18 protein-coding genes are annotated in these 17,373 nt (G+C 44.4%); 9 read left to right on the top strand and 9 right to left on the bottom strand.

From position 1 onward, the window contains the following. Window positions 1–26 precede the first annotated feature (26 nt). Window positions 27–1,229 carry an ornithine--oxo-acid transaminase gene (locus ACT89M_RS01645; protein WP_154892226.1) on the bottom strand — a complete coding sequence of 401 codons (1,203 nt, stop codon included), beginning with the start codon at window positions 1,227–1,229 and terminating at the stop codon, window positions 27–29. 483 nt (window positions 1,230–1,712) lie between these two features. Here ACT89M_RS01645 and ACT89M_RS01640 point away from each other — a divergent pair, with 483 nt between their 5' ends. Beyond that, window positions 1,713–2,357 (top strand): FCD domain-containing protein, encoded by a 645-nt coding sequence (locus ACT89M_RS01640; protein WP_154892209.1) that lies wholly within the window; start codon window positions 1,713–1,715, stop codon window positions 2,355–2,357. A 61-nt stretch (window positions 2,358–2,418) separates the two neighbouring features. Here the strand turns inward: ACT89M_RS01640 and ACT89M_RS01635 are convergent, their stop codons facing one another. Beyond that, a complete protein-coding gene (locus tag ACT89M_RS01635; RefSeq protein WP_154892210.1) occupies window positions 2,419–3,150 on the bottom strand; it encodes a methyltransferase domain-containing protein in 732 nt (243 codons plus the stop codon). Between the two features lie 163 nt (window positions 3,151–3,313). Between ACT89M_RS01635 and ACT89M_RS01630 the strand changes: the two genes are divergently transcribed. Beyond that, window positions 3,314–3,670 (top strand): hypothetical protein, encoded by a 357-nt coding sequence (locus ACT89M_RS01630; RefSeq protein ID WP_090924969.1) that lies wholly within the window; start codon window positions 3,314–3,316, stop codon window positions 3,668–3,670. 210 nt (window positions 3,671–3,880) lie between these two features. Here the strand turns inward: ACT89M_RS01630 and ACT89M_RS01625 are convergent, their stop codons facing one another. From ACT89M_RS01625 to ACT89M_RS01615, 3 genes are all read right to left on the bottom strand, one after another. Next, window positions 3,881–4,108, bottom strand: coding sequence for a cold-shock protein (locus ACT89M_RS01625; protein WP_090924970.1), 228 nt, complete (start codon window positions 4,106–4,108; stop codon window positions 3,881–3,883). Window positions 4,109–4,293: 185 nt separating this feature from the next. Next, window positions 4,294–4,494, bottom strand: a complete 201-nt coding sequence (locus tag ACT89M_RS01620) for a cold-shock protein (protein WP_024633772.1) — start codon at window positions 4,492–4,494, stop codon at window positions 4,294–4,296. A 442-nt stretch (window positions 4,495–4,936) separates the two neighbouring features. Continuing rightward, the gene (locus ACT89M_RS01615; protein ID WP_090924971.1) at window positions 4,937–5,173 is read right to left on the bottom strand and encodes a DUF6953 family protein; all 237 of its coding nucleotides are present in this window, start codon (window positions 5,171–5,173) and stop codon (window positions 4,937–4,939) included. 483 nt (window positions 5,174–5,656) lie between these two features. On the opposite strand from ACT89M_RS01615, the gene ACT89M_RS01610 reads away from it, so the two are divergent. After that, a complete protein-coding gene (locus ACT89M_RS01610) occupies window positions 5,657–6,328 on the top strand; it encodes a phosphatase PAP2 family protein (RefSeq protein WP_154892211.1) in 672 nt (223 codons plus the stop codon). A 167-nt stretch (window positions 6,329–6,495) separates the two neighbouring features. Here the strand turns inward: ACT89M_RS01610 and ACT89M_RS01605 are convergent, their stop codons facing one another. Continuing rightward, complete coding sequence (locus tag ACT89M_RS01605; protein ID WP_154892212.1) at window positions 6,496–7,275, bottom strand: helix-turn-helix transcriptional regulator; 780 nt, start codon at window positions 7,273–7,275, stop codon at window positions 6,496–6,498. Window positions 7,276–7,388: 113 nt separating this feature from the next. On the opposite strand from ACT89M_RS01605, the gene pyk reads away from it, so the two are divergent. Next, complete coding sequence (pyk, locus tag ACT89M_RS01600; protein WP_090924974.1) at window positions 7,389–8,804, top strand: pyruvate kinase; 1,416 nt, start codon at window positions 7,389–7,391, stop codon at window positions 8,802–8,804. Window positions 8,805–8,946: 142 nt separating this feature from the next. Here the strand turns inward: pyk and ACT89M_RS01595 are convergent, their stop codons facing one another. After that, on the bottom strand, window positions 8,947–10,470 hold the full coding sequence (locus tag ACT89M_RS01595) for a methyl-accepting chemotaxis protein (RefSeq protein WP_154892213.1): 1,524 nt from the start codon (window positions 10,468–10,470) through the stop codon (window positions 8,947–8,949). Window positions 10,471–10,654: 184 nt separating this feature from the next. Beyond that, entirely contained in the window at window positions 10,655–11,104 is a 450-nt protein-coding gene (locus ACT89M_RS01590; protein ID WP_341181485.1) for an SRPBCC family protein, read from the bottom strand. A 185-nt stretch (window positions 11,105–11,289) separates the two neighbouring features. On the opposite strand from ACT89M_RS01590, the gene ACT89M_RS01585 reads away from it, so the two are divergent. Beyond that, window positions 11,290–12,108, top strand: a complete 819-nt coding sequence (locus tag ACT89M_RS01585) for a helix-turn-helix transcriptional regulator (RefSeq protein ID WP_154892215.1) — start codon at window positions 11,290–11,292, stop codon at window positions 12,106–12,108. A 60-nt stretch (window positions 12,109–12,168) separates the two neighbouring features. Here the strand turns inward: ACT89M_RS01585 and ACT89M_RS01580 are convergent, their stop codons facing one another. Next, window positions 12,169–12,702, bottom strand: coding sequence for an MOSC domain-containing protein (locus ACT89M_RS01580; protein ID WP_090924978.1), 534 nt, complete (start codon window positions 12,700–12,702; stop codon window positions 12,169–12,171). A 238-nt stretch (window positions 12,703–12,940) separates the two neighbouring features. Here ACT89M_RS01580 and ACT89M_RS01575 point away from each other — a divergent pair, with 238 nt between their 5' ends. The 4 genes from ACT89M_RS01575 to ACT89M_RS01560 all read left to right on the top strand — a co-directional run bounded on the left by ACT89M_RS01575 (window position 12,941) and on the right by ACT89M_RS01560 (window position 17,251). Next, window positions 12,941–13,339 (top strand): DUF1304 domain-containing protein, encoded by a 399-nt coding sequence (locus ACT89M_RS01575; protein WP_154892216.1) that lies wholly within the window; start codon window positions 12,941–12,943, stop codon window positions 13,337–13,339. Between the two features lie 109 nt (window positions 13,340–13,448). Continuing rightward, window positions 13,449–14,249: a DUF4261 domain-containing protein gene (locus ACT89M_RS01570; protein WP_154892217.1), complete on the top strand. Its 801-nt coding sequence runs from the start codon at window positions 13,449–13,451 to the stop codon at window positions 14,247–14,249. Between the two features lie 263 nt (window positions 14,250–14,512). Continuing rightward, entirely contained in the window at window positions 14,513–14,872 is a 360-nt protein-coding gene (locus ACT89M_RS01565) for a hypothetical protein (protein ID WP_253498515.1), read from the top strand. Window positions 14,873–15,271: 399 nt separating this feature from the next. After that, window positions 15,272–17,251, top strand: coding sequence for a methyl-accepting chemotaxis protein (locus tag ACT89M_RS01560; protein ID WP_154892219.1), 1,980 nt, complete (start codon window positions 15,272–15,274; stop codon window positions 17,249–17,251). Window positions 17,252–17,373 lie beyond the last annotated feature (122 nt).

The following is a 17,373-nucleotide window of genomic DNA, read 5'->3' as shown; positions in this document are numbered from 1 at the left end:
TATAGTCCACTGATGCCGCCTTACCTTTACGATGAAGCATCACTAAGCACTTCTTTAATGATCTCTATAGCCCAATCAATCTCAGATTCGTTGATAGTTAGTGGGGGAGCAAAACGAATGGTTGTTTCATGCGTTTCTTTACAAAGTAACCCCGCCGACATCAGACGTTCGCAATAAGGTCGTGCAGGACCATCGAGCTCAACCCCAATGAATAGACCTTTGCCCCGAATTTCCCGAATGGCAGAGCTCTGAATACCTTGAAGTTGTTCCATAAAATAATTCCCCAGCCGCTCTGACCGCTCCGCAAGCTGCTCATCTTCCAAAACATCCAATGCGGCAACTGCCACCGTACAGGCAAGTGGATTACCCCCAAACGTAGAACCATGCGATCCCGGCTCAAACAGATCCAGGATATCTGCTCCGGCAGCGATTGCCGAAATCGGCATCACACCACCTCCAAGCGCTTTGCCCATAATCCATATATCTGGTTCGGCACCCTCCCAATCAGAGGCGAATCGACGCCCCGTTCTTCCAAATCCGGTCTGGATCTCATCCGCCATGGTCAAGACTCGCTGCTGTCTGCATATCTCAAACGCCTCGGACAAGTATCCAACTGGAGGAATAATAATTCCCGCTTCGCCCTGAATGGGCTCAACAAGGAAACCCGCCGTATTCGGTGTGATCGCTTGTCTCAACGCCTCCAGATCACCGTAAGGGATAATTCGAAATCCAGGTGTGAACGGTCCAAAATCCTTTTTATATTCAGCAGATGAAGAAAAAGAAGTAACCGTCAGGGTTCTTCCATGAAAATTGCCAGAACATACAATAATTTCAGCACGATTTTCAGGTACCCCCTTACAACGATATGCCCATCTGCGTACAGCCTTTATCGCTGTTTCAACCGCCTCTGCTCCTGTATTCATAGCTAATATTTTGGCTTTACCCGTAAACGTGGACAGTTTTTGATAAAATATCGCTGCAGCATGGCTGTGAAATGCCCGTGATGTCAATGTGACCTTGTCTGCCTGATCTTTCAACGCTTGAATGATGACAGGGTGTCTATGTCCATGATTCAGTGCTGAATACGCACTTAACATATCCATATATCGGCGGCCTTCAGGGTCCTCTACCCACACCCCTTCTGCCTGTTCAATGACGATGGGAAGTGGATGATAATTAGGTGCAGCATACGTTTCCGACCATTGAATGAACATCTCGGTATCTGGCATTCCTTCACAACCTTCCGCATAATATTGTATACAAAATACAGTAACAGTGTATGCGAGTTGATCTGCGTTTACGACTTGTTTCCTCTTTTTCCGCATCCGCCCTGTTTGTATACCAGCACTCCAACATATCAAAATAGCTTTATCTTTCTTAAAGATGAACCTCTATACCTCGGGTGAAGAATCCGTGTGAACCCATTTTAAATTTGTATACAATATACATAGTATGATATGCGCTTGTTTATATCTTCAATAGTAGCAAACCCATACGAGGATGACAACGCTTTTTCGATCATTTCCATACTATAATTCCAAAAAATGTTCACTGAACATTGCCACTTATGTATCTCCCCACATGTGAACTTTGCTTGCCCAACTCCCCCCTCGATGGTAAGATGATAAAAACTTGAAACACCCGGAACAGCGCGCCCTGTATGGCTTCATTAACCATCGATCGTCACTATACATATAGAAGGGAGAATTTGTATGGAGGTTCCTAAATACCGTTCCTTGAAAGATCACGTCTACGATTACATCGCTCAGAAGATTCAGGACGGGACGCTACTTCCCAACCAGAAGATTAACGAAGCCGAAATTTGCAAAAGGCTGGATATCAGTCGTACCCCTACCCGGGAAGCTTTATTTCAGTTGACCTCTGACAATCTATTGCAATATATCCCACGCAGGGGATTTATTGTTGCTCCTTTTGACACAAGCAAAAAGCTCGAATTCTCGCAGGCCATCGGTGCACTGGAGGCATTAGCCGCCACGCTGGCAGTGGATCACCTCAAAGCGTCAGAACTTATAGAAATGAAAGCCCTGATCGCCCGTATGGATGAAGACATCAATCAACTCGATCTGGCTGCCTACAGCAAAGATCAGTATCTGTTTCACAACCTATACATCCAGCGCTGCGGCAACGCCACCGTCATCGAAATGTTGAACACACTTAAGAATAGCTTTATCCGTCAATCCTATGTCAGTGATAACAAGCCAAAACTATCCGAGGTGCTACATGAAGTCAATGAGGAGCACAGACAGATTTTAAGTGCGTTTCGTGCGAAGGACAAACCACAGCTGGAAGCACTGCTCAAACATCACTGGCGTATTATTGATAACGACATGCTGTAACCTACTACTTATAAACGTGAGAGGCAACTCACATCATAACGAAGGTGAGTTGCCTCTTTTTTTAATTCGTCCCAGCTTCTGTAGGAACTCTAGCCGCAAATACGGCATATCCCAGCCTTTTTCCGTATCTCAGAAGCAACCGGTCATTGGTACGACTCATTCGCTGTATATTTTTATCCTCAATCCAGTTCATATCCATCTCTCGTAAAGGGTCGTGATCGACTCCCCACTTGCCCATTGTACGCGATTGCTCCTTCACTTCAACTTTGGAGAATCCGCATCCCCTCAGTCGTTTCTTCCAAGCTGACACCGTTGCCAGTGTACGTATCCCATAAAATCGCTTCAGTCTGCGACTCATCAGCTCTGTTTTCCTTCCCGATAAAACCATTTCCCGATCGACAAGTAGTCCTCCAGGTTTTAGCACTCTTCGGTACTCAGCCAGTGCTCTGCGCCATGAGGTGAAAATCGTGACCGATTCGATAAACACCACGTCCACGTGATGATCTGGTAAGGGTAATGCTGTAGCGTCAGCTTGAATAAAACGCACATCAACCCGCTCTTTACGCGCACGCCTTACCGCTTTATCCAGCATGTGACGGTGCAGATCAACTGCAGTTACGTTGTACCCCTGACGGGCCAGATAACATGCTGTTCTTCCCGTACCACACCCAATCTCCAGAACATGAACCCCAGCAGGAAGCGATAATGAATCAAGCAGTTGCAGTGTGGCCGAAAATCCACCAGGATGAGCACTTCCTTCTCCTAAACGAGCAAGCAAATCATGATAATCCATGACTCCCCCTCCTTCCCTCCCTCCAGTCTATGGAACAAACCGAAAAACGGCTCCTGACTATGGAGAAAACCGGGTACTCGTCCATACCAATCCACTCGATTCCTACTATGATATACAAACCGTTGATTTCAGGCGGCAAACCGCAACTATGAGGGGGATATGCATGCACAGAATTCATCCGGTATGTGAAGAAACGGTGTCACCGCATGTGGGGCGCCCTGTCTGTCTTGTCATGAGAGACGGCACGCATATGTATGGTACACTTGGAGGCTGTCGGGACGGGAAGGTCTACTTGAATGAATGTTTTCAAGGTCCGCGCCTGTCTTCCGTCCAATCCAAGCAACAACTGCGCAGAGTAAGTAAAAAGAAATTATCATCAGCCAGAAAAGCTAAATCTTCAGCTTATGGTGGCTACCCATATGGCGGTGGATACGGTGGTTATGGCGGTTACGGATACGGAGCTGGCTATGACGTTGCCCTGATTGCTACGTTGTTCCTTCTTCCATTCTTATTTATCTAAATCTCAAAACAATCAGCTATTGTATGTATATTAGCAATCAACAAAACCTCTTCTTGTCCAATTACGGAACATGAAGAGGCTTTTTTTCTGCAACAAAAAAGGCATTCGCCTTAAACGAATGCCAGGATGTTCTTATTTAATTCCCTACCTCAGTCACGGACGTTCACTTTATCTAAAAAAAAACACCTCGCGAGAGGCGGGTAAGCTATATTAAATCCGATTTCCTTTAGACATCGTTTTCAGGTTACTATTCGAATTCTCAAGCAATGGCAGCATCCTAGTCGTGCTCACCATCTCAGAAGCACATATTGGACAAGTAGGTACGGTATCAAACGCAAAATTGTCCCGCATCCATCCTTTGCACGTATCACTCGTACATTCCCAGATTGCCGCATCTGCTTGTGGAATTTCTTCCAACGGTTTTTTGCGATTATACATGACTTCTACCCCCTTTGTTATGGAAACACATCTTACTGACGTTATTTCACAAAAGCCACTGCTTAGCGGAAGTGTAACATCCGCCGAACTTCTGCCTCGACAACGGTTGGGCCAACTTCATCTATAAATCAAAAAAAAGAAGCTGCCTTTATCATTATAACATGTTAAAGGCAGCTATGCTTTAATTACAGTTTTACAACTTCTTCTGCTTGAGGACCACGGTTTCCTTGTACAATTTTAAATTGCACGCGTTGACCTTCGTCCAGCGTTTTGAAGCCTTCGCCTGTAATAGCGCTGAAGTGTACGAATACATCTTCTCCGCCTTCAACTTCGATGAAACCGAAGCCTTTATCAGCGTTGAACCATTTTACTGTTCCGTTTTGCATGTGAATTACACCTCCAAATAAAGATTAACATGTTCCTTTGTTCTTTGCAGCAAGCAAATAAAAATTCACACATTGAAAAAGGTACCAGTCATAAAATATAAGTGATCGCCCTTTACAATATGTGAATTAGGTTTTCCACTCTGCTCTGTACAACTTGATTCTTAGTATACCTCTAATTGATTCAAAAAGCAAATCATTGTATTTTCTTTTCAAACAGCTTTGGAAATACCTGTTTATTATCTTCATGCCATGATCAGTCTGTGTTGTCCCCTGTGAAAGATCGTCTTTCTGCGGTCTTATGAAAGGATATGCAGTTCCCACCCAACTTATACATGATTTGTGAAAATGTTCTGTCTTGCATATCCATCATACTCAGGCCACTACTGCCCATCTTACTCAGAGTCAATGCAACAATATGTCGGCACCCGACTTAACTACACAACTAAGTCCATGCCCACATAAAAGCATCGCGATCCCAAGCAACCCGCCCGCCATGAAGCTTGCGAAATGCTTTTTTCACCTCTTTGGACAAGGAAGCATTACCGTTCTCATTAACAAAAACAAAATGCTCTCCGTAATGAGTTCTTACATATTCTATTGCTACTTCCTGACGAAGCGTGCCTGTAAACTTAATCTCAGAAACCATCCATTCAGCTACGTCCTGCGCCGTCTTTTCCATTCTTTCACCTGCCGTTCTTCAATTACAACGTGGTCAATCTTTTCTTGCCTGACTTTCTACCGTCTAAAGTATACCACGATTGTAGAAAATACGAAAAATAGGAAAGGACAGAGTTAGAACGAAGGAAAATTAAACGTTCTACAATCCTTTTCAGAGCAAGTGTACCCATTCCAGAGAGAGCGTAATATAATACCTTGCATGAACAGCTTGAATGCTTCGTAAGGAAGGTGCCGAAATCTTTAGTCATAATATAGTCATTCCTATCCTTGTCCCGATATGGATAAAAAAATAAAAAGTAACAAAAAAGAGATACATCTAATTGTATTTTACCCTAAAATCAGGTATGGCTTATCCCTCTGCCTGTCCATTATAGTAAGACTTAAGATTGAAACTGCAGGGGCGCTTCATCTATTTAGCGTCAAATGACTATGAAACTTAGATAACGATGAAATTGATAATGAATATCGAATCAGGGAGGATTTTATGAAAGCATTTTTTCAACGATGGGGACATCTGCTGGCCATTCTATGTATACCACTTCAAGGCTCCATTTATATGTTCCTAGGTAGTCAAGCGGGAAGTGATGTATTTTACAATTATGCCTGGATTGATACACAAATTCCTTTTATCAAAGAATTTATTATTCCATATGTCAGCTGGATGCCTATTCTATATCTAAGCTTTCTCTATCTTGGTTTAACGAATAAGTCGTTATTCTGGCGGACACTGCTCATTTATAACGTCGGGGTGATGGCAGCGAATGTTTGTTTTGTGGTATTCCCCTCGTATGTACCACGTCCGGAAGTGACTGGAACAGATCTAAGCAGTGTACTTGTGCAATTCATCTATTCTAATGATGCGCCTGTGAACTGTTTTCCAAGCGTCCATTGTTTAACAAGCTACATGTTGTTCATCATTCTCAACCGACATCTGAACGTTAAACCTGCCGTGCGAATCTTCGGCTCCGTCTGGCTATGGCTCATCATTGCTTCAACTGTCTTCGTCAAACAGCATTCCATGCTGGACGTCGTTGGTGGCATTGCTTTTGCTGAAGCCGCTTATTGGACAGTTCATGTGTTTGCCAAACGTCTGGGACAGACCGCAAAAAACAGCAAGCAACCAATCAGATCCACGCAGCCAAGCCGAAATGCATAACGTAGTTCCAGGACAAACATTATAGATAAACAGGTTGCGACATGGTACATTTCAACAATAACAACAATAATGATAAAGAGGGCTCAGGTGCCCTCTTTTTTTATTGCATTCTTCAGACTAAAGTTATTGATTATAAATTCCACTAGACCAGTACGGGCTACCATTCGTTAGACAATTGGGGGACGCTCATGCAAGAGATCGGATGGTGGGCTGCCCATAAGTCGTTTGAATATGCGGTAAAAATAAGACAGATCCCGGTAGCCGAGAAATTCGGCAATTTCCTGAATAGAGAGCTGCGACTCGGTGAGCAGGTACAGAGCCCTTTTCATCCGTTGGTCATGAACGTACTCGCTAATCGTCTGATTCGTTACAGTTTTGAACAGGGAGGCCGCATAATTGGGAGACTTTCCGATCTCGTCACCAAGCTCTTCCTTCGTTACCTTCTCCCGATAATGCTGCTCAATATACCGTTTCATCCGTTCCACGTACCGATGCCTCTCTGGCGGAATGATACCGCGATCGAGTTCCCGGTTAATATAAATTAGGACTTCCATCAATAAGGCCTGGCTCATCATGACATAATAAGAAGGACGCTCTTCCCATTGTTGCTGAATGCCCTTCATTCGCTGATGAATCAATTCGTAACAGCCTGGTTTATGCCTCAAAGGTTCACACTGTTCGAGTGCAGGCAGTTCTGCAGTCTCATTTTGCCTCAACAAAATAACAAACTGGGTGTGCGTAACCGTAGGAATACTCTTTCCATAATAGGGTGTCCCACCGGGAATAAGTAACAGTTCACCCTTTTCCATGATCTGTTTATCTCCGTTCACCCAATATACACATTTTCCATATGTAACCAAGCTAAGACGCCAAATCCCTTGTGGTTGCACGGCTTCTTCGTACCACCCTACGCCATTCACATGATGTACTTCAAGTGGAGTAACCATATAACACCTCATTATCGGACTATACTCTAATCATTGTACTATAGTTCATATCGTGATTCGACAGAAAACGCTACAATGTACACATAAGCACTAAATATGAGGAGGATATTAGCATGTTGAAAACCAAAATTATCTGTACTATGGGACCTGCTTGTGACTCAATCGAAACGTTGAAAGTAATGATTCAGGAAGGTATGACAGTTGCCCGTCTAAATATGGCTCATGGAGAGCTGGAAGATCACGTGGGACGGATTAACAATATCCGTACAGCTGCTGCTGAACTGAACAAATATATCCCCATTATGATGGATATCAAAGGACCGGAAGTACGGATCGGTAAATTAAAAGAGGCTTCGGTTCACTTGCAGGCAGGTAAAGAACTTACGCTGACTACTGAGGATATTCTTGGCGATGTAGAGCGTATCTCTGTAAACTATCCTGAATTGAATCTGGTTGTGAAACCAGGAGATCGCATTCTGATTGACGACGGCTTGGTTGATCTGACTGTATTGTCTGTTGAAGGTTCAGAGATTCACTGCAAAATCATCAGCGGCGGTATCCTGAAACCACGTAAAGGTGTGAACCTGCCGGGAATCAAAACGACTTTGCCAGGCGTAACCGAGCGTGACGTAATGCACATCGGATTCGGGATCGAGAACAACATCGAGATTATCGCAGCATCCTTTGTTCGTAAAGGCGATGACATTCGTGAAATCCGTAGCATTCTCAAAGAACGCGGTCAAGACCATGTACAGATCATCTCCAAAATCGAGAACCAAGAAGGCATGACCAACCTGGATGATATCATCGAAGCATCCGACGGCATTATGGTAGCTCGTGGTGACCTCGGGGTTGAAGTTCCGATTGAAGATGTACCGATGATGCAAAAAGAAATGATCGACAAATGTAACAAAGCCGGCAAACCGGTTATCGTCGCTACACACATGTTGGAATCCATGCAAGTAAATCCTCGTCCGACACGTTCTGAGGTAAGTGACGTGGCAAATGCGGTACTGCAAGGCGCAGACGTTGTAATGTTGTCTGGCGAATCCGCTGCTGGTAAATATCCGATCCAATCTGTTCGTACGATGGCTGCTGTTGCACGTCGCGCAGAAACAATGATCGATTACAAAGAACAATTCAACCAAAAATCTGCGCAGCAAGTGGCTGACATTACCGAAGTTATCAGTCAGGGAGCAGTGAGTTCTTCCCTCGTTCTGAATGCTAAAGCGATTATTACTTCGACAGAGAGTGGTTTCACAGCTCGCATGATCTCCAAATATCGTCCAAAAGCACCGATCATCGCAGTCACTCAACATGAGGAAGTGCTGTCCAAAATCTGCCTGCTCTCCGGCGTTATTCCGGTAATGGGTGATAAAGTGACAACAACGGATGAAATGTTCGAATCTGCAACACGCAATGCGATCAAAACAGGTTACATTGAAAAAGGTGACATTATCGTATTGTCAGCTGGTGTGCCAATCGGCCAATCCGGTAACACCAACCTGATTAAAGTACTGCAAGTATAATTACGAATCGCGGCATAGCGAAAAAGTATGAAATCAAAAATCCACCGGGATGTGAAATCCGGTGGATTTTTTGGTTTTCCTCTTTTACTTACTAAATTAAAAGCTGAACGAGAAAAAATCGATCTATTTTTTTACACAGAAACTACAAGTTGCGCGAATAGTTAACCAGATCCTGTGACATGTTGTTGATCTCATCCATTGAGGCATTGACCTGCTGCGTCAGGGCTGCCTGATTCTGAGTCAATGTGGACATGTTGCCGATATGCTGCAAAATATGATCAATTAACGTTTTCATTTTCTGCATGCTATCTTCAATGTTGACCGTTGCCTCCGAACTGTGATCAGCCAACTTCCGCACTTCCCCAGCTACAACGCCGAAGCCCAAACCGAGTTCGCCTGCACGTGCGGCTTCGATGGCTGCATTCAAACCGAGCAGATTCGTCTGACTGGCAATCTCTCGAATAAACGCTGTAATGCTTTTCGTATCGTCCACACTATCCCGAACTTGTATTGCCGCATCAGCGGATAATTCCTGAGCATTAACCAGCTCCTGTGCCTGATCCGTAATGGAGTTAATGCCACGCACCATCTCTTCGATCGACTCGGACAACTGTTTAGTTTTCAAATTCATCGCTTCGACAATGACTTCTTTGTTCTTCTGGTGAGTCACATCCCGAATTGTCCCGGCAACACGAAGCGGTACGCCATTCTCGTCACGAATGGTTTCACCACCCGCATGATACCAGCGATACTCCCCGTCTTTCCGTTGCAAACGGTAGTCAAGATCGTACGGCGTTCTGCCGCTGTAATCATTCATATGTTCAGCAAATGCATTGATCGTACGGTCATGATCTTCGGGATGAAGACGAGAGCTCCAGCTGCTGAACACATTCGGAAAATCTTCTTCATTCTTGAAACCGAGTTCTCTGCGGAACTGTGGCGACCACCAGAATTCATTGTTTGGATTGACTACATCCCCGGCAACGACCGTCATATCCCACGGCGCTTCTACAAGTGCACGGTTGACGAGATCATAACGGGTAACAAGCGCCTCGAGTTCATCTGACTTGATCTTCTCCTCATGAACGTCGAACATGACTCCAATTAACTTAACCGGAGCACCTGTAGCATCTCTCAGAAGTCGTCCAAGACATCTGAACCAACGAACATCTCCGTTTTTCAAAACCATACGGCTTGTAACATTATATCCCGCTTGGTCATTCGGATCATTCACATGTCTCGTAATATCCTCCACAAGCTGTGGTCTGTCCTCTGGATGCACAGATTTAGCCCAACTGGCGAATTCATTGGGGAAGTCCTTCGAATTACTATAGCCCAGCATCTTCCGGAACTCTTCCGAGAATGAAACGATGTTATTGTGATCCAGCGGATTACCTGCAACGATCTTCGACTCCCATATCGCCGCTTGGAGTGCCTGATTCAACATGGTAAGACGCATTTGCGCAACCTCATGCTGTGATTGCATCAGTTGTACTGCTTTTTGAATATTTCCCAAAATTTCATCATTGCCTTGTGCATCAGCATCTGTCCCGCTCCAAAACTGGCCCTTCTGAGCGTTCTCAAGCAAACGACGGCTGTAACTCAGCAATTGCTCATGTGAATCTATACGATTCGATTTGCTTACTTCACTACGTTTCAAAAACATCGCGGTATCCCCTCTTATGTAAGGTGTCTTTATATATTCTTCGACATATATTGACAAGAAGTGTAGGTCTAAAGTCTCCAATGTAAAAAAAAAACGCAAATCTCCCTCAGTTGGAGAAGATCCACGTTGTTAGATGATATTCTGTTTTTTGTATAACTCCGATTTACGTAAAAATAATTCTCTACTACCATCCGAAATTAAGCGTTTTGCCCGTCTCGACCCATGTTTTAATACTACTTAGAATCATCCACCAGCTATTCTGCGCATTGGCATAGGAAGGATGGTTATCTGTAAACCGATCATTGATCAGCGTCAGCTTGGTACACTCCCCTACGTTCTCCAACTGAAAGATGACTCTCGACTGAAGCTCGGCATGATTGGAATGATACGAGGGCCCTGGATGTTCCAGGTAGCCAAGTGTGGAGAGCGGCTCAAACTCCAGAATCTCACCATATACATGGACGGTTTCCTCACCATCATTACCGGGCCCGACATAAGCAAAGGGCTGTCCAGGTTGAAAATTCGAACGAAGCTCACTGCCGAAGAAGCTACTGCGTGTACCCTCCGAGGATATCAGAGCATTCCATACTTCTTCACGCCCTGCATTGATATAAATTTCATATTTTAGATCCATCACTTGCGCACTCCCTTTCATACACTCAAAATACGGCATTTCTCCCGCATTTCTATCCTATCTATAAACCCCATTACTCGTATTGTAAAAACGCGACAACGACGAAAAATCCGTTATACTAAAGAAGACTCATTGAACCAGATCGCTTCACCATCTTTTCCAAAAAGGAAGGAGTGTACACAGGTATGCACAGGACAGGCAAGCTCGATCCGCCCCCCATGGGTTTGCTTCATCTGGAAGTAGGCAGGCAACAATATCAGTTACTGCGAGTGCCTCCAGCCGAGGAACTGAATCCATTTGTCAAACATTACTGGATGGTGTCCTGGGATCTTGCGGGCAGTGACACGTATCCCCAGCATGTCGTACCTAACCCCTGCGTCAATCTGGTTGTTGAACGAAACAAAACATTTTTTTTTGGGCCTTCTGATCAAAAGTTTACCTACGCTATTCACGGCAAAGGTTGTGTTTTCGGCGTAAAGTTCAGACCGGGGGGATTCTATCCCTTCCTTCGAGCACCCGTTTCTACTCTCTACGGGAAACCACTTGAGGTATCGGGTCTGCTCGGCATCCGTGCCGGAGCATTAGAAGATATTTTGCTTGGTGAAGACGCTATGGAGGAAAAAGCCCGCTATATGGATCAAATGCTTTCTGCACGCCTTCCCGCGAAGGACATTGACGCAAGCTTAACCTGTGCTATTGTGCAGCATATTGAGCAAGATCGGGATATGCTGAGAGTAGATCAGCTGTCATCCCACTGGAATCTGCATACACGCAAACTCCAGCGTCTGTTTAATCAATATGTCGGCATCAGCCCCAAAACAGTCATCCAATTATATCGCCTGCAAAATGCCGCTGAATGCATCGAACGCGGCTTAGCCTGCGACCTGGGCAAGTTATCTCAAGACCTGGGATACCATGATCAATCTCATTTTATTAAAGACTTCAAATCCATCATTGGCAGCACACCCGAAGAATATATGCTGTTGTCTGCATCTGTTCCATGAAGCAGAAGCGGAAACCATGCAGGATGAGAATCTATGAAATACAGCCACCAGGATAGATACCTAAGGCAAACGTATCACTTCAATCGTGTCACCTGTATGAATGGTACCCTCACGTTCAACGGAACAGACGATACCGCGTTTCTTGCGGGCGGCCGGCACAAACTTTTTGCGCAAACCCTCCTGTCCGTAGAACTGTTCAATGACTTTTCCAGGATGCACGCAAGGCAGGTTCTCTCCTTCACAGATCAAGCCTGTTCCATCAGGAAACAGAAGTCTGGTTCCCACGGGCAGTTCAGTCAATTGCTCTATACCTCGAACCAGTATATTGGCACCAAGCCACTCGGGACGCACTTCCGGAATGTTCATCTTCTGGGCGATCAAAGCGCACTCTTCCTCAGAAACGATGCTGATCTGCCGGCGATTGGCAATCGGCGTACCCCGTTTGTAGATTTTCTGACGGGAATCTGCCGGTCTTAACAGACCGTAATGCCGATCACCGGGTATTCCAGCAAGTTCAATATCTATAAAGGGCACTACCCTTGTTACAAATGTAGACGGATCATCTGCAAGCAGAACAAATTGAGCTGTTCCCATTAAACTCCCCTCCCTTTCTGGATCATTCACTTTCCCCTGTTACTCTAAGTGTTATTACTCTGTGTATGAATTTTTGATAATCGGTAGATGCTGATAGGTAAAAGGTATGTCTTATTATCTTACCCACTTTTCGAAGTTAGAAGAAAATCACGAATAAAATTCAATTACAGTATACGCAATTAAATTGCAAAAAATTAATTTGAAATTCCACGTTTATATGCTAATCTATATATTAAGTATGATAGGAGTTCATTACATAGTAGAAAGCAGGGTGTTTCTTTTGATAGGTACTATTTTTGTCGCTCTTGTAGCTGTTGAACACTTCTATATCATGATTATGGAGATGTTCATGTGGACACGTCCACGCACGATGAAAACGTTTGGCACTACACCGGAGTTTGCTAACTCCACCAAAGCTCTTGCCGCAAATCAGGGTCTGTACAACGGTTTTCTTGCAGCCGGTCTGATCTGGGGCCTGTTGTATCCGGATTCCAGTGTAGGGCTGCATATTCAGATTTTCTTCTTAGCATGTGTAATCATTGCGGCTCTCTACGGCGGTGCAACTTCTTCACGATCCATTATTATCAAACAGGGTTTGCCGGCTATCATAGCACTTTTGCTTGTATTGTTCCTGTAACTTGGTTAAAACGGGCAAAATCTGCGACTGAACCCTCGGATATGGTAAGGTAGGAAGTATATCTTACCAATCACCAGAATGGTTCTGGGAGTAGAAAGGGGAACATGTCATGGGACTGTTTGACAAGCTGCGTCGGCGCAAAAAGGAAAAGGTACCATCCAGCGTTGTTGCTCCGCAGACGGATTATAGTCAAACCATTGTCGGATTTGTGCTATTAGAACGGGAAGACTGTGATTTTAATCTTTTTATCGACCGGATGAAGATGGAATGGAATATTGAGATTAATGAACAAGCCGAGGAAGGCAACCTCTTCTTTGAAGTTGATGGAATGCAGGTCGTGTGCGCTCACATTGCCGCACCTGTACCCGATCGCGAGGTCGAGGAGAATGCGAAGTTAAACATTCTTTGGCCAGAAGCTGAACAGGTAACTGCAAGGCACCAGTCTCAGATCATTGTATCTGTTCTGAATGCAACAGATGCTATTCAAGGACACATCCTTTTTACTCAAACCGCATCCGCATTACTGCAATTGGATCATGCTCTCGCAATCTACATGTCTCCACTTGTCGTTGAAGCAGGTAAGTATGTGGAGGTAAGCCGTGGGCTTAAAGAGGATGAATTACCGGTACCTCTATGGGTGTTCATTGGTCTGTATCAAAACACCGAAGGTGCTTCAGCTTATACGTACGGCCTGCGTAACTTCGGGAAAGTTGAGATGGAGATTACTGGATCGTCCAAGCCATTAAGTGATGTCTTTGAGATGATGTTTATGACAACCACCTATGTTGTTGAAAATGATGTTACCCTGCATGATGGTGAGACTCTTGGGTTCACTCCAGAGCAGAAATTAAGCATTACCCTTTCCAAGGGAATTGCTACGGAAGGGGAAAGCCTGAAGATTGGCTTATAACCGTTCCTGATACTCCCTTGCAATACTGATATTCACAAAAGCCGCCTGGCGATAATACTCCGGGCGGCTTTTGATTTTTAGAATCCTTCCAGAGTCCACGCTTGACCGGAGTTGTAAACCCCGCATTTTACTCTACTAGAATTATATGGTTCAAAAGAACTACAATCATGTGAATTCCATATTCAACTATCGCAGAAAACAGTATAATTAATAGGCTATTAGACTTATAAAATACATAAAACAATCAATGAGGAGCTGCTTTTATGTCTGTCAAACGTTTGGATTCAACAAAACCGATTATTGAGATTACGTGGGAGGGGATTGTCTCACCAGAGCAGGTCGATCAAGTCAACGCAGAGATTGAAAAGATCGCCCCGCAACTAGGTCAACCATTTGATGTACTCGTTGATATGATACACATGAAGGCTTTTCCGCAAGACACGAAGGAGAAAATGGTGGAGCATCAAAAAAAACTGAAAGACCTGGGCATGAAGCGGGCCAGTGTGGCTGTCGGTGGAGCGATCGCCAAAATGCAGCTCAATCGAATCTCCAAAGAATCAGAACATCAGACCGAATTCCAATGGGAAACGTATGATGAGGCATTGGAATTTTTATTGAAATAAGAGTGCAATATGATGTGTTAAAAAAAAGGGTGCTTTCCATTGGAAAGCGCCCCTTTCATTTTTCTCGTTTATTAAGCAGCTTATAAAGTGCAATATACTAGGATAATATCTCATTTTAATTCTCCGTGTGTCTAGAAAGAGCGTTTTCAAGTAAGAAGTATAAATATACAAGATCTCGCGAAAAGCTATACATTTTAATTTAATAATGACGATATATTTCATATACCAGAGCTGTAATCCACACTATCATAATCGTTATTTCGCTTGTGTTTTTTTAACATGTGGGTTACGGATCTATCGAACTTTTCATGGGGTAAAGCAACTACAGAGAATAGAAGGGATTCTGTAACATCACATGAGTTTCATTCAACAGAGAATTAACATACTAGGAGGAATAATATGAAGCTCAAACCTAAATTAATGGTAATGTTTATGGCCTCTGTGCTAGTTACTGCACTGCCTCTTGCCCTTCTTGGTTTGTATCAAACAGAAAATCAGGCTACCCATAACGTCAAATCTCTACTTCATGGGTTAATGAATTCAGCGACTAACCAGTTAGAGGGGTGGATTGCGAGCAATGCCAAGGTCGTCGAAACCTTAGGCTTTGTAATCGAACAAGCTGTGCCTGAAGGCACGCTTACAGAGGATTATTTCAAAATAATGAACATGGGCGATAATAAGGACTATCTATCCGATCTATACTTTGGCTCAGAGAAAGATGGCACCTTCATGAACGGATCAGATTGGTCACCGGATGCAGGTTACGATCCACGTGAACGCCCATGGTATGAACAGGCCAAACAAGCATCTACCTTAATATTCTCTGACCCTTATCAGGATATGATGACTAAAAAATACGCTATTTCCATGGCTATGCCTGTTCATAATAAACAAGGGAGCCTAGAAGGAGTCGTCTCAGGCGTTTTATTGCTCTCTACCTTAAAGGATACAGTTAATAAAATTAATCTAAACGGACTCGGGTACTCCTTTTTGATAGACAAAAATGGGATGATTCTCGCCCATCCAGAGGATAAAATGTTGAACACCTCTGCCAAGGATAATCCAGAATTAAGTCCCCTGCTCGCAGATATGCAGAGCAATCCTTCAGGGGAGAAGTCGTTTCAATATAACGGAGAAGATTATTTGTTATTCTATAACCAGATTCCTAGTACAGGCTGGGTGATTGGTTCCGTGATTTCAAAAAAACTTGCCTATGCTGAATTTTATCAGTTGCGTAATAACTATATTCTAATTATTGGAGCTACACTTCTGGCTGTACTGGCAGGAGCTTACTGGATTGCGACACTGTTCATCAAACCGTTGAAACAGCTGCACCAGACTTCCATGCAAATGTCAGGCGGTGACTTCACGGGACGGGTTAACGCGAAGGGCAAAGATGAATTTGCCGAACTCGGCATCGCCTTTAACCAAATGTCTGATCAACTCGGCACACTGCTACGCCAAGTCACCACCTCGGCTGACCGGGTACACGGCATATCAGGAGAGATGCAGGAACACACGGAAAATACCAAACGAATTGCTGAACAAATCTCGATTGCCACAGATGAGCTGGCTCAAGGCTCCAGCACACAAGCTGAATCCGTCTACGATGGATCAGGTCGTCTGGCTATTATGAGTGACAATGTTGGGGGTATTAACCGCAGTGTAGAACAATCGGTGGAGATGATACGTGACGCCGGTGAAGCGATGCTCACAGGTCTGCAAGCCGTGGATCACCAGGTTGAACTGGCAGACGGCAATCGTCACTCCATTGACCGGGTAGGTGAATCCATTACACTGCTTGCCGACAAGTCTCAGAAGATTGAGGGCATCGTTGCTATGATTCAAGGCATCGCCTCTCAAACCAATCTGCTGGCGTTAAATGCTTCGATTGAAGCTGCACGAGCGGGTGAACACGGACGGGGCTTCGCTGTTGTGGCAGAAGAAGTACGCAAACTTGCCGAGCAATCTGCCGATTCTGCCAAAGACATTATCATACTGCTGAATGAAATTCAGACTGCCAGCGGCATGAGTGTTAACGAAGTACGCACTGCTGAGCAGGGTGTGGAGCAACAGGTTGCTGCCGTGCACAATATGCGTGAATCCTTTGTCCGCATTCAACAGTCGATTGAAGGTATTGAAGCTCAGTTGAAACAAGTCTCCTCTGCTACGACGGAACTGGACGACAATGCTGGCAAAGTTGCCGAGGTGATCTCCAGCGTTGCGGCGATGTCGGAGCAAAGCGCTGCTTCGACGGAAGAAGTGGCTTCTTCCACACAAGAGCAATTCAATTATATTACCAGCATCTCCGAGCGCTCTAATGAATTGGCTGAGCAATCCAAAGCATTGGCCGACGAGGTGAAAAAGTTTAAAGTGTAATCTTCAATATCGATACGGATGACCTCTGCAAAAGGAAATGCATATCCAAGCTGATTAAATCAAAAAATCAGTATTATAGATATAAAAAAACAGACCTCATTATGCTCCCAGATGGTGCATAA

This window comes from Paenibacillus sp. NN59 (genome assembly GCF_057597225.1).
This window is presented reverse-complemented; position numbering and strand designations above follow the sequence as displayed.